We start from the raw sequence: 12,659 nt of genomic DNA, 5'->3' as shown, positions 1-12,659 counted from the left end.
CGTTCGGGTCGCGTGAGTCCCACGTTCGGGACCACCGAGTTCAACGCTCAGAACGTAGGCTGCGCCGGTGCGCACCGAGTTCACCGCCCTCGACCAGGTCCGCGCGGCGGATGATCTGAAGCGAGCCGTGCTCGTCGGGCTCGATCTGAGCGAAGAGGATCTGCGCGTGCCGATGGACGGCGCGCTGTTCCTCGGCTGCACGCTCTCACCGGTCGGCCAGCGGCGTGCGGCGGCGGCCGGTGCGCTGGTCTTCCCGGCGATCCCGGACCTGCCGTACGACGTGTACCGGTCGCGGCTCTACACGCCGGCCGAGCTGTTCGCCGGGTTCGACCCGGCCGACCCGGTCTCCTACGCCGACACCCCGGACGCCCTGATCTACCAGCACAGCCGCGCGCAGGGCCACAACCCCGACCCGTTGCACGCCCTGGCCGAACGCCTGCACGACCACGCGATCACCGAGGCGTTGGCGGACGCGCTGCCGGACCGGCCGGTCGCGGTGATGGGCGGGCACGCGCTGGGACGTGACACGGACGGCTACCGGCGGGCCGTGCAGCTGGGTGCGGCGCTCGGCGAGGCCGGGTTCACCGTGCTGACCGGCGGCGGGCCGGGCGTGATGGAGGCCGTGCCGCTGGGTGTGCGGGTCGGGGTGGACGACTCGGTCCTGAAAGACCTGGCCAGGGCCCCGAAGTTCGGCGCCGACGCCGAGTCGGTCGGCCGCTGGATCGCCGCCTGCCCCACCGACCTGCCGACGTTCGACCGGCCGCGCACCGTCGGCATCCCGACCTGGTTCTACGGCCACGAACCGCCGAACCCGGCGTGCGAACTGCACGCCAAGTACTTCGCCAACTCGGTCCGCGAGGACGGCCTGCTCACCATCGCCACCGGCGGCATCATCTACACGCCGGGCAGCGCCGGCACCGTCCAGGAAGTCTTCCAGGACTACTGCCAGAACCACTACGGCTCAGTAGGCCCGGCCGCCCCGATGGTGTTCCTGGGCAAGGACTTCTGGCTGAACGAGGTACCGGCCGCACCGCTGGTCCAACAGCTGGCCCGAGGCCGGGACGCCGAACGCTGGATCCTGGTCACCGACGACACCGACGAGGCCGTCAGCTTCCTGCGGGGCTACCGGGGCGTCGGCTAGCGGGCCAGGCCTTCCACGACTTCGGCGCCCGGCAGCTTTGCCAGCACTTCGCCGGGTACCAGCAGTTTGCTGCCACGGATGCCGCTGCCGATCACCAGCTCCGGCGCGGCCGCCGCCTCGGGGGACAGCAGCACGGGCCAGTCGGCGGGCAGGCCCACGGGCGTGATGCCGCCGTACTCCATGCCGCTGAGCGACACCGCGTCGTCCATCGGCGCGAACGACGCCTTGCGCGCGTCCAGCCGACGCCGCACGACCCCGTTCACGTCCGCCCGCGTGGTCGCCAGCACGACGCACGCCGCGTACCGGATGGTGTCGCCGCGCTTGCCCGCGACGACGACGCAGTTCGCCGACGCCTCCAACGGCGAGCCGTAGTGCGCGCAGAACTCGGCCGTGTCCGCCAACGCGGGGTCGATCTCCGCGACCGCGACCCGTGCGCCGTCCGCCATCGACCGGAGCGCGGCGGCGACCGGTTCCGCCACCAGGTCCAGCCGGTCGAGCACGGGCACGGGGGTCAGGGTTCCAGCGATGGTCCACACGCCCACCATCCTGCCGGCTCAGCTTGACGTTGACGCAACGTCAACCTCTAGCGTGGTCGACGACAGGGAGGGAGCACGGTCATGGCCTGGTCGATCGCACAGGTCGCGCGGATGTCGAAGGTGACTTCGCGGACGCTGCGGCACTACGACGCGATCGGTCTGCTCGAACCGGCGTGGATCGGCGGCAACGGCTACCGGTACTACGAGCGCGAGCAGCTGCTCCGGCTCCAGCAGATCCTGCTGCTGCGCGACCTGGGACTCGGCCTCGACACCGTCGCCGAGGTCCTGGACGGGCGGCACCGGACGGTCGACGTGCTGCGCAACCACGCGCGGTGGTTGGCCACCGAGCAGGAGCGGCTGGCGAGCCTGGCCAAGACCGTCTCCCGGACGATCGAGGAACTGGAAGGGGGTAGCCGCATGAAGATGGAAGAGCTGTTCGACGGCTTCGACGCCGACCGCCAGGCCCGCTACGAGGCGGAACTCGTGGAGCGGTACGGCGAGCACATGCAGGAGCACATCGACCAGAGCAAGCGCCGGATGCGCGACTGGACCAAGGCGGACGCCGACGGGTTCATGGCGGAGTGGCAGGCGATCTACCAGGCCTACGCCGAGCTGTTCGACGCCGGTGTCGCGGTCGACGCGCCGCGTGTGCTGGACGTAACCGACCGGCACTACCGGTGGATCTGCCGGAGTTGGACGCCGAACCGGGAGTCCTACACCGGGCTCGGTCAGCTGTACGTCGACTCGCCGGACTTCAAGGCGCAGTTCGACGCGCACGCCGAGGGCTTCGCCGAGTACGTCCGCGACGCGATCGCGGCCTACGCCCAGAGTCGGCTGTAGGGAAGACCACGGGGAGGTGCACATCCCCGTGGTCTGCGTCTCGAAAGTGGTTCAGATGTCTTGCAGCCCGAACGCCTTCAGCGCCTCACGGTTGAACGCGGGCAGGTCGTCGGGCTTCCGGCTGGTCACGAGGGTCCACCCGGCGCCGGCATCGACCCGCACCTCGGCGTCCTCCCACTGCCCACCCGCGTTGCGGATGTCGGTGGCCAGGCTCGGGAACGAGGTCAGCCGCTTGCCGCGCACCACGTCCGCCTCGACCAGCAGCCACGGGCCGTGGCAGATCGAGGCGATCGGCTTGCCCGCGGCCACGTGCTGCTTCACGAACCGCACCGCGTCGTGGTCCATCCGCAGGAAGTCGGCGTTGGCCACCCCACCGGGGATCACCACGCCGTCGTAGTCCATGGGGTCCGCGTGCGCGAACGGCACGTCGACGTCGAACGTGTCGGCGGGTGTCAGGTGGTCGAACGCCTGCACCTGCCCCAGCTTGGGCGCGAGCAGCCTCGGCAGCGCTCCGGCCTTCTCCACGTGCTGCCAGGGCTCGGTCAGCTCGACCTGCTCGATCCCCTCCGTGTCGACCAGGAATGCGATCTTCTTCTGTTCGGCCATGTTTTCGGCTACCCGCGCAGGAAGTCGACCAACCACCCGCGGACGTCCGCGGGCGGTTGGTCGGCCACGAGGACACCAGCTCCAGCCGACCGATCCGATTTCGCCGGTAGTTCCAATAGCCGTTACTTGAAGTGTGAGCAGATGTGAGTCCGCTCTATCCAAGCAGCCGTCTCCTTGCGGTGACGGCGTTGGCCTGGCCCCCTGCGGGCCGGGTCTTCCCGTGGCAGTACCCGCTGCCCGCGCGATGCGGGTCTGACGTGGGTTTCCATCGGGCTCGTTTACTGTCGCCCGCAACTCGGGGAGGACATGCAGCACGTCCGCTCGGACAGGCGCGACTTGGTTTTCACCACGCCCATCCGACCGAACAGGTGTCGGATGCCCGACACAGACCACTATCGAACCGTTGTTCGACCAACGGCAAGATCACTTTCGGGTGAAGCGGGTCGACCGAACAGCCGCCGCGCCGGTGTTGCACGGAGCCCGCCCACTCGGCCCACAACCCTCGGGCGCGTCCGGGGCGTCGCCGTGCGAGGGGAGGGTGACCACGACTTTCGTGCCCGGCAGACCGGACGTGGGCAGGCGTGCTTCGCCGGGTGTCGCGCCCAGGCCGTGGCCGACGAGCGTGACGGGCGCTCCGGAGCCGAAGCTCCGGTGCGTCACCACCGCGGGCCGCGCTGGACCTCGATCAGCCGGGGCCGGACGTCGACCACGTACACCGTGACCGCGACCAGCCCGGCGAGCCAGAACATGGCGCCGGCGGAGAACGGGTGGAACAGCAGCAGCGCGAACGCCCCACCTCCGGTGATGCCGAGCCACGCGGGCTTGGTCATGCGCTCGGCCGCCGTGTAGGCGTCGGCGCGCTGCGAGAGCGCGTGCGCGAACGCGAACACGCCCATGATCAGCGCGGCGTAGTAGGCCGCGAACATGACCCAGTAGTCCAGGACGAGCGGACTGAAGGCCGGGAACGTTGGCAACACCCCCTCAGCCTACGTGCGTCCCGCGCTCCCGGTACAGCCGAAACGGGGCACCCCTGGTGGGACGCCCCGTGTCGGTTGGGTCACTTGGTGGTGTCGGTGGGCTTCTTCGCCGCGGTGGAGCGGGTCGTGGTGCCCGTGGTCTTGGTCGTCGCGCCCGTGGTCTTCGCGGCGGCGGCGGGCTTCGGCGTGGTGATCGGCTTCGTCGCGGCCGGCTTGCGCGGCGTGGCCTTGGGGGTCGTCTCGCGCACCTCCGCGGCGACGTCACCGCCGATCTCGACCACGGTCTCGGCCAGCTTCTCGCTCGCGTCGTCCACGTCGTCGGCGACCTTCGCGCGGACCGCGCGGGTCCGGCGGCTCACCTTGCCGAGCACGTCGTCGGCCATCACGCGGGCGTCCGAGGCGGCCGCCTCGGTGCGCTTCTGCGCGGTCTCGACGGCTTCCTCGACCTGGTGCAGCGCCTTCTGCAGCTGCGGCTGGGTCTTCAGCTTCTCCAGCGCCTCCTCGCCGTGCTCGGCGAGGAACTGGTAGAGGTTGAGCGCCGACTGCGTGTACGCGTCCACGACCTTGCGCAGCTCGGCCGGGTCCAGCTTGTCGCGCAGGTCCTTCTTCAGGTCGGACGACTCGGCCGCGGTCTTCGCCGACTCGGCCCGCTCGCGGGCCTTGCCCAGCGCCTCGATGACGGCCTTCGCGGCCAGGTCACCGGCGCCCAGGGCGGCGAGCAGCGGGGTGCGGGCGGCGGCGACGGCCTGTTCGCCCGCCTTGCGCAGCTCCTCGGTGGTGGGCAGGTTCGGCATGGAGATCACTCCTCCGGTTTGGTCTGATTGGCGGCGTTCTCCCGCCGGAACGACTCGTAGACGTCGAGCAGCACCTGTTTCTGCCGCTCGGTCAGATCGGGGGCGGTGACGATGGCGTCCGCGAGAGCGCCGCCCTCGCGCTGCTCCAGAATCCCGGCCTCGACGTACAGCGCCTCGGCCGAGATCCGCAGCCCTTTGGCGATCTGCTGCAGGATCTCCGCACTCGGCTTGCGCAAACCGCGCTCGATCTGGCTCAAGTACGGGTTGGAGACCCCGGCGAGCTTGGCCAGCTGCCGCAACGACATCTTCGCCGTGCTGCGCTGCTGGCGGATGTACTCGCCGATGTCGCGGCCGAGTTCGGCCACCGCCTTGTCGATGGACTTGTCCAACTTGCGGCACCTCCTCGGTCCGTAATCCAACGGTACGCGGAGGTGCTAGCAGTTGCAAGCGGATTGCTAGCAATCCGGATGTGTGCTCGCCCATAGCGCTACGGTGGAGTGCGTGGACGTTGCGGCGAACCTGCGCGGACAGCTCGTCGACTCGCTCCTGGCCTCCGACGTGCTCCGCGATCCGCGCTGGGTCGATGCGTTTCGCCAGGTCCCGCGGCATGTGTTCCTGCCGGGGTTCTTCGTCCAGCGCCCGGACGGGGCGTGGGAGCCGGTGACCTCCGCGCACCCCGACCACTTGGCGCTGGTCTACCGCAACGAGGTCTGCGTGACCCAGCTCAACGGCGACGACCGGGCGTGGGAGCAAGCACTCGCGACGGGTGCCGTGACGGGGGTACCCACCAGTTCGTCGAGCATGCCGGCGATCATGGCGATCATGCTGGAGGCGCTGGCCGTCACGCCGGGCGACCAGGTGCTGGAGATCGGCACCGGCACCGGCTACAACGCCGCCCTGCTGTGCCACGCGCTCGGCGACTCCCGGGTGACGTCGATCGACGTCGATCCCGGCGTGCTGCGACGGGCCGCGTCCCGGCTCACCGCCGCCGGTTACCACCCGACGTGCGTGGCGGGCGACGGCGAGCAGGCGTACGCGCCTCGTGCGCCTTACGACCGCATCCTCGGCACGTGCGCCGTGTCCCGCATCCCGACCGCGTGGCTCGACCAGACCGCACCCGGTGGGCTGATCGTGACCACGTTCAACCGGCCGATCGGCGCGGGGCTGGTGCGGCTGACCGTGCACGACGGGCAGGCCACCGGCCGCGTGCTGCTGGAGGACGGCCGTTTCATGCCGCTCCGCGCGCACCGCCAGTCATGGGCCGACGAGGCCCTGCTGAACGCCCTCACCGCCGAGCCGGACACCTCACGCACGACCCTGCTGCCGTCCGGCGCCGTCGTGGACCCGTCCAGCGGCTTCGAGTTCTTCGCCGGCTTGGCGTTGGCCGAGGTCGCGATAGCAGCCGACCCGATCCGCCTGGCACACCCCGACGGCTCCTGGGTCAGACATCGCGGCGCCGTCGTCGAACAGGGCGGCCCACGCGCCCTCTGGGACGAAGCCGAAGCCGCCTACCGCCAGTGGCGCTCACTCGGCAAACCCCGCCGCCACCAGTTCACCTTCACCGCCACCCCGACAAGCCAATACTTCGCCCTGGACAACACCCCCCTGACCTGGCCCCTCCTCCCCGACCGTTGAACTCACCCGACCCGACCGTTCGACTCACGCGAGAGTCCCACCTCCAGGCCCCCCGAACTCAACACTCACAACCCGCGTGTCCAACCTTCAGAACACGCGTGTCCAACGCTGGGAACACGCGTGTCCAACGTTCGGGACACCCGAGTTGAACGCTCAGAACACGGGAGTCGGCCGCTCAGTCGAGCAATTCCTCCAGGAAGCTGCGCTTGCGGTGCGGGTACGGCTGGTAGTAGCCGGGTGGGTACACGGGCGGCGGCGGGCCGGTCACGGTGCCGGGTGGCGGCTGGTACGGGGGCGGCGCGGCCGCGGGCGTGCCGGGCATCGGGGTGCCGGGCGGCGGTTGGTAGGGCGGGGGCGGCCCGGTCGTGGGTGCGGGTGCGGGTGCGGGAGTGGCCGGCGGCGGCTGCTCGCCGTCCACTGGCACGGCGCCTTCTACCGGCACAGCACCGTCGGCCGGCACGGGAGCGTCCACCGGTACGCCGACGTCAACGGGTACGCCCGTGTCGACCGGCACACCGACGTCGACCGGTACGGCCGCGTCGACTGGTACGCCGACGTTGACCGGCACGGCCATCGTGGGGGCAGGAGGGGGGACGGGGAAGCCTTCGGGCCGGTACGGCTGCGCGTAGTGGGCCCGCTCGGCGGCGATGATCTGTTCCAACTCGCCGCCGTCCAGGAAAACGCCCTTGCAGTTCTCGCACTGCTCGATGTGCACAGAACCACGGCTGATGGTCTGCATGAGGTCCTGGCATTTCGGACAGATCACATACCCAAGGTTACGCACGACACAGGGGTGACCGTGCCACCACCACCAGTGATCGGTCCGTCATGATGCGTTGGTGTCCAGATTCCGCCAGCGGGCCGTTCTCACCGGGTGCGTGCTGGCCGCCGTGCTCGCCACGGCCGGCCTGTTCGTCACCGACTACGGCATCCACCCCGAACTGTGGCTGACCGGCCTGGCCCTCGGGTTCCTGGCGCTGCTCGCCGTGCTGGACCCGTGGCTGCACCGCAGGCGCGCCGCGGGCCTGGCCACCGACGACAACCTCGACGCCGCCGCGAGTGCCCTGGCCCGTGCCCTGCACGCCCAGTGGAACGAGGAGTACCGCGCCCGCGGCCTCCAGGACAACCTCCTCAACCTGCACTGGAGCGCCCTCGAAGGTGAACCCGGGCACAGCGACGCGATCGTCCGCGCGTTCCAGCGCAGCCGCCGCATGGTGTTCCTCGGCGACCCCGGCGCGGGCAAGAGCACCACGGCGATGCTGCTCACCATCGGCCTGCTCGACCAGAACACCAACGGCCCGGTGCCGTTCCTGCTCCCGCTGTCCACGTGGGACCCGAACGCGGAAGACGTCCGCACCTGGATGACCCGCCGGCTCTACGAGGACCACCCGGCGCTGCGCAACACCGAGCTGTACGGCAGCTACGCCGCGGACCTGCTGGTCGAGCAGCGCCGCGTGTTCCCGGTGCTCGACGGCCTGGACCAGATCCCACCCGAACGCCGACCCGACGCGTTGGACCGCATCAACCGCGCGTTCCCCGGCTCGCACCCGCTGGTGCTGACCAGCAGTGCCGAGGAGTTCGCCGAGGCGGGCACGCCGGTCCCGGGCGCGCACGTCGTGCAGCTCCAGCCGTTGGACCACGAGGAGATCGCGGGCTACCTGCGGGCCGTCTCGGACCCCGTCACGGCCGCCCGCTGGGAGCCGATCTTCCTGCACCTGCGCGACGAGCCGGGCGGTCGGCTGGCCGAGGCGCTGTCCACGCCACTCGCGGTGTGGTTGGCGGGCGTGGTCTACGGGTACGGCGAGCCGAGCGAACTGCTGGACCGAGCCCGGTTCCCGGACCGCCGCGCGGTCGAGAACCACCTGGTGGACGCGCTGGTCGGCGGCGCGTTCGGCGACCGCGCGGTAGCGCACCACGCCGGTGCGAGCCAGGTCTGGCCGAAGGACAAGGCGACCCGCTGGCTGGCGTTCCTGGCCGAGGAGATGCGCAAGCGCGGCGTCCGCGAACTGGGTTGGTGGGAGCTGCGCCGTTCGGTCGGCAGCACGTGGTTGGCGCTGCTCGGCGCGATCGTGCTGGGCACGATCGGCGGGTTCGGCGTCGGCTGGCTGATGGCGTACGCGAGTACGCCGAAGCTGGCCCCGATCACCGGTCTGGCCGCCGGGCTCGTCGTGGCGGTGGCCGCGCTGTACGCGTCCGGGCACCGGGTGTCGAAGCCGCGGCTGGGCGTGTGGCGCAGCCTGGTCGTGGTCAGCGGTGTGTTGGGGACGGCGGCGGGTCTGGTGTTCGGCGCGCTGTACGGGCTGTCCGCGGGGCTGGTGGTGGGCCTGGGCATCGGGGTGGCGGTGGCGCTGCGGTTCGCGTTGGGCAGCAGCGCCGAGCTGAGCCACCCGTCGAGTCCTAAGTGGACGATGGCGCGGGACCGGATCGCGGTGTGGACCGGGTCGCTGGTGCTGGCCGTGGTGTTCGGCGCGGCGGCCGGTGTGGTGTTCGGGCCGTCCCAGTCGGGCATGGTCGGGCTCGGCCTGGCGTGCGGGCTGATGCTCGGCTTCACGCTGTCCGTGCTGCACCTGCGCTGGTGGTGGTTCACCGTGGCACGGATCTGGCTGGCGCTGCGCGGCAAGCTGCCGTGGGAGCTGATGGTGTTCCTGGAGGACGCGCGCAAGCTCGGCGTGCTGCGCCAAGCGGGCGCCTCCTACCAGTTCCGGCACCCGCTGGTGCAGGACCGGCTGGCGGGCGCCCGCCCGTCCGAGGTCCCGTCGGACGCCTAGCTTTCGGACGCCTGGCTCCTACACGCTCAGCTTGCGCAGCCGGCCGATCGCCTCGTCCAGCACCTCGTCCCGCTTGCAGAACGCGAACCGCACCAGGTGCCGCCACTGGTCCGGGTGATCGGTGAACACCTGCACCGGCACGGCCGCGACACCGATCCGCTCCGGCAGCTCCCGGCACAGCTGCGCACCGTCGGTGAACCCGAGCGGGCGGACGTCCGCGGTGATGAAGTACGTGCCCTCGCTGGGGCGCACCGAGAAACCGGCCTCGGTCAGGCCGTCGGCCAGCCGTGACCGCTTGTTCTGCAACGACGCCCGCAGGTCCTCCACCCAACCCAGCTCGTGCCGCAACGCGTGCGCCACGGCCGGCTGGAACGGCGCGCCGCCCACGAAGGTCAGGAACTGCTTGGCCGCACGCACCGCGCCGACCAGCTCCGCGGGCCCGCACGCCCAGCCGATCTTCCAGCCCGTGCAGTTGAACGACTTGCCCGCGCCGGAGATCGTGACGGTCCGCTCGGCCATGCCCGGGAAGGTGGCCAGCGGCACGTGCTCCAGGCCGTCGAACACCAGGTGCTCGTACACCTCGTCGGTGATCGCCACGATGTCGTGCTCGACGCACAGCGCGGCGACCGCGGCCAGCTCCGCGCGGTTGAGCACCGTCCCGGTCGGGTTGTGCGGCGAGTTGAGCAGCAACGCCTTGGTCTTCGGGCCGATGGCGGCCCGCAGCGCCTCGACGTCCAGCCCGAGCCGCCCGGTGCCCGGCTCCTCGACCAGCCCCACGGTCCGCCGGGTCGCGCCGGCCAACGCCACGGACGCCGCGTAGGAGTCGTAGTAGGGCTCGACGAGCACGACCTCGTCACCGGGCTCCACCAGCGCGAGCAACGCGGCGGCGATGGCCTCGGTGGCGCCGACCGTCACCAGGATCTCGGTGTCGGGGTCGTAGTGCGTGCCGTAGCGCGCCCGGTGCTCGGAGATCGCTTGGCGCAGCTCCGGCATGCCGGGGCCGGGCGGGTACTGGTTGAGCCCGGCGTCGATGGACGCCTTGGCGACCTCCAGCATCCCCACCGGCCCGTCGGTGTCGGGGAAACCCTGCCCGAGGTTCACCGCCCCGGTCCGGATCGCCAACGCGGTCATCTCCGCGAAGATCGTCGAGGTGAACGGCCGCATCCTGGGGACTAGCGCTGGTACCCGCACAAGGCCGAATCTTCACGGACAATGGCGGTGTGGAGCAACTGACCGCCGCTGACCAGCTCAAGCGCCAAGGCCTGCGCCGGATGAAACTGGTGGCCACCGGCTTCTTCCTGGGGGCCACCGCGATCTTCCTCATCGCCCTGCTCTACGAGGACGGCGGCCCGGCCTGGATCGGGTACGTCCGCGCCGCGGCCGAGGCGGGCATGGTCGGCGCGTTGGCCGACTGGTTCGCCGTCACCGCGCTTTTCCGCAGGCCACTGGGCCTGCCGATCCCGCACACGGCGATCATCCCGACCCGCAAGGACAGCTTCGGCGACGCGCTGGGGTCGTTCGTCGGGACGAACTTCCTGTCCGAGGCGGTGGTGCGGGACAAGCTGCGCCGGGCCGGCATCGGACGGCGTCTCGGCGAGTGGCTCGCGGAACCGGATCATGCCGAACGGGTGACGTCCGAGCTGGCCAACGTGGTTCGCGGTGCGGTCACCGTGCTGCGGGACGACGACGTGCAGGCCGTGGTCGAGCAGGCGCTGGTGCGACGGCTGGTCGACCAGCCGTGGGGCCCGCCGCTGGGCAAGCTGCTCGGGCAGGTGCTCACCGACGGCGCGCACCACAAGCTCGTGGACCTGGTGTGCGACCGGGCCTACGACTGGGTGCGGGACAACTACGACAAGGTCATGAGCGTGGTGTCGAACCGGGCGCCGTCGTGGTCGCCGAAGTTCGTCGACTCGCTGCTCGGTGACAAGGTCTACGGCGAGCTGCTGGACTTCGCGTGGGCGGTGAAGACCGATGCCCACCACCCGATGCGGCAGGCGGTGGACCACTTCCTGATCGAGTTCGCGGCCGACCTGCGGACCGACCCGGCGACCATGCAGCGGGCCGAGCAGGTCAAGCAGCAGCTCGTGACGCACCCGGACGTGCAGCGGCTCATCGGGTCGGCTTGGGGCACGGCGAAGAAGATGCTGCTCGACGCGGCCGAGGACCCGTCGTCCGAACTGCGCAAACGCGTGCGCGAGGGGCTGATGTCGTTCGGCCGGCGGATGGTCGAGGACGACTCGATGCGCGAGAAGGTCGACGGGTGGCTCGAAGGCGCGGCGGGGTACGTGGTGACCAACTACCGCGACGAGATCACCACGCTGATCACCGACACCGTCGAGCGCTGGGACGCCGAGGAGACCTCGCGCAAGATCGAACTACAGGTCGGCCGCGACCTGCAGTTCATCCGCATCAACGGCACGGTCGTAGGCGCACTGGCCGGCCTGGTGATCTACACCGTCAGCCAACTGGTGACCTGACCCCCGCCGTCCCGAACGTTCAACTCACCCGTCGCCAACGTTGGACACGCGCGTTCCCAACGTTGGACACGCGCGTTCGGAACGTTGGACACGCGGGTCGCGAACGTTGGACATGCGCGCGTGTCCAACGTTCGGAACAGGCGTGTCCAACGTTCGGGTCGGGCGTGTCCTGCGTTCGGAACAGGCGAGTTGAACGCTCAGGTCACGCTGAGGGCGCGGCGTTCCCGCCAGTTGCGCGCCTTCTCCCGGTTGCCGCACGTCTGCATCGAGCACCAGGTGCGCGAGCGGTTGCGCGAGCGGTCGAAGAACGCCCATCGGCAGTCGTCCGCCTGGCAGATCTTGAACCGCTCCCACGACCCGAGCACCGCCAGCCGTGCCGCCGCGCCGAGCACCGCGCCGAGGGCGTCGGTGCTGGACATCGTCGGCACGCCGTGGCTGAGGTCGACGCGCACCAAGCCCGCCGCGGGGGTCGGATCGGGCCCGTCGTGCGGTTCGCCCAGCGAGGCCCGCAGCGCCGCACGCACGGCGCGGACGTCATCGGGGTCACCCGCCCGGCCCAGACCCCGTTCAGTGACCCACGCGCGCCAAGCGGCGGCACTGTCCAGGACATCCGTGCCGAGTTCGAGATCTCGGGTGTTCAGGAAAGCGAGCAGCAGCTCCACATCGTGTTCCGCATCGCCGGCTCGACCCTGCGAGAAAGCCGCGTGGTCCCAGCCGGCCGCCAGACCAGTCACCCCTCCACTGTAGGCGTCGAAGAGTCACGATGTGGCTAAGTAACCGTCAAACGATTGTGACTGGTTAGCCCGGCCGCGCGACCCCATACCGCCCGACATACCGCCGATCGGGCTATGAACCATGTGTATACCTCGTGTGTATAGTGCCTCG

At 70.5% G+C, this 12,659-nt stretch carries 13 protein-coding genes; 5 read left to right on the top strand and 8 right to left on the bottom strand.

The annotated features are described in order from the left end of the window. Nucleotides 1-67 precede the first annotated feature (67 nt). Entirely contained in the window at nucleotides 68-1,141 is a 1,074-nt protein-coding gene (locus ALI22I_RS40950) for an LOG family protein (RefSeq protein WP_077010914.1), read from the top strand. Here the strand turns inward: ALI22I_RS40950 and ALI22I_RS40945 are convergent. After that, nucleotides 1,138-1,686, bottom strand: coding sequence for a YbaK/EbsC family protein (locus ALI22I_RS40945; protein WP_077010913.1), 549 nt, complete (start codon nucleotides 1,684-1,686; stop codon nucleotides 1,138-1,140). The two genes, ALI22I_RS40950 and ALI22I_RS40945, sit on opposite strands and share 4 nt — an antisense overlap. A 72-nt stretch (nucleotides 1,687-1,758) precedes the next feature. On the opposite strand from ALI22I_RS40945, the gene ALI22I_RS40940 reads away from it, so the two are divergent. Then, nucleotides 1,759-2,517 carry a MerR family transcriptional regulator gene (locus ALI22I_RS40940; RefSeq protein WP_077010912.1) on the top strand — a complete coding sequence of 253 codons (759 nt, stop codon included), beginning with the start codon at nucleotides 1,759-1,761 and terminating at the stop codon, nucleotides 2,515-2,517. A gap of 51 nt (nucleotides 2,518-2,568) precedes the next feature. Here the strand turns inward: ALI22I_RS40940 and ALI22I_RS40935 are convergent, their stop codons facing one another. The 4 genes from ALI22I_RS40935 to ALI22I_RS40915 form a co-directional block, all read right to left on the bottom strand. Continuing rightward, complete coding sequence (locus ALI22I_RS40935; RefSeq protein WP_077010911.1) at nucleotides 2,569-3,123, bottom strand: type 1 glutamine amidotransferase domain-containing protein; 555 nt, start codon at nucleotides 3,121-3,123, stop codon at nucleotides 2,569-2,571. 656 nt (nucleotides 3,124-3,779) lie between these two features. Next, nucleotides 3,780-4,064, bottom strand: coding sequence for a DUF2516 family protein (locus ALI22I_RS40925; RefSeq protein ID WP_443217020.1), 285 nt, complete (start codon nucleotides 4,062-4,064; stop codon nucleotides 3,780-3,782). A gap of 116 nt (nucleotides 4,065-4,180) precedes the next feature. After that, complete coding sequence (locus tag ALI22I_RS40920) at nucleotides 4,181-4,894, bottom strand: hypothetical protein (RefSeq protein ID WP_077010910.1); 714 nt, start codon at nucleotides 4,892-4,894, stop codon at nucleotides 4,181-4,183. Between the two features lie 5 nt (nucleotides 4,895-4,899). Further along, nucleotides 4,900-5,283: a helix-turn-helix domain-containing protein gene (locus ALI22I_RS40915; RefSeq protein WP_077010909.1), complete on the bottom strand. Its 384-nt coding sequence runs from the start codon at nucleotides 5,281-5,283 to the stop codon at nucleotides 4,900-4,902. 112 nt (nucleotides 5,284-5,395) lie between these two features. Here ALI22I_RS40915 and tgmC point away from each other — a divergent pair, with 112 nt between their 5' ends. Beyond that, a complete protein-coding gene (gene tgmC, locus ALI22I_RS40910) occupies nucleotides 5,396-6,529 on the top strand; it encodes an ATP-grasp peptide maturase system methyltransferase (protein WP_077010908.1) in 1,134 nt (377 codons plus the stop codon). Between the two features lie 175 nt (nucleotides 6,530-6,704). On the opposite strand, the gene ALI22I_RS54150 is transcribed toward tgmC, so the two are convergent. Continuing rightward, nucleotides 6,705-7,295 (bottom strand): TFIIB-type zinc ribbon-containing protein, encoded by a 591-nt coding sequence (locus tag ALI22I_RS54150; protein WP_274523036.1) that lies wholly within the window; start codon nucleotides 7,293-7,295, stop codon nucleotides 6,705-6,707. 73 nt (nucleotides 7,296-7,368) lie between these two features. Here ALI22I_RS54150 and ALI22I_RS40900 point away from each other — a divergent pair, with 73 nt between their 5' ends. Beyond that, the gene (locus ALI22I_RS40900; RefSeq protein ID WP_238598802.1) at nucleotides 7,369-9,297 is read left to right on the top strand and encodes an NACHT domain-containing protein; all 1,929 of its coding nucleotides are present in this window, start codon (nucleotides 7,369-7,371) and stop codon (nucleotides 9,295-9,297) included. A gap of 18 nt (nucleotides 9,298-9,315) precedes the next feature. Here the strand turns inward: ALI22I_RS40900 and ALI22I_RS40895 are convergent, their stop codons facing one another. Further along, nucleotides 9,316-10,488 carry a pyridoxal phosphate-dependent aminotransferase gene (locus ALI22I_RS40895; RefSeq protein ID WP_077010905.1) on the bottom strand — a complete coding sequence of 391 codons (1,173 nt, stop codon included), beginning with the start codon at nucleotides 10,486-10,488 and terminating at the stop codon, nucleotides 9,316-9,318. Nucleotides 10,489-10,568: 80 nt separating this feature from the next. Here ALI22I_RS40895 and ALI22I_RS40890 point away from each other — a divergent pair, with 80 nt between their 5' ends. Continuing rightward, nucleotides 10,569-11,774, top strand: coding sequence for a DUF445 domain-containing protein (locus tag ALI22I_RS40890; RefSeq protein ID WP_083752411.1), 1,206 nt, complete (start codon nucleotides 10,569-10,571; stop codon nucleotides 11,772-11,774). Between the two features lie 197 nt (nucleotides 11,775-11,971). Here ALI22I_RS40890 and ALI22I_RS40885 read toward each other — a convergent pair whose 3' ends face one another. Then, nucleotides 11,972-12,508, bottom strand: a complete 537-nt coding sequence (locus ALI22I_RS40885) for a CGNR zinc finger domain-containing protein (RefSeq protein ID WP_083752364.1) — start codon at nucleotides 12,506-12,508, stop codon at nucleotides 11,972-11,974. Between the last annotated feature and the right edge of the window lie 151 nt (nucleotides 12,509-12,659).

This window comes from Saccharothrix sp. ALI-22-I (genome assembly GCF_001984175.1).
GTDB lineage: Bacteria > Actinomycetota > Actinomycetes > Mycobacteriales > Pseudonocardiaceae > Actinosynnema.
This window is presented reverse-complemented; position numbering and strand designations above follow the sequence as displayed.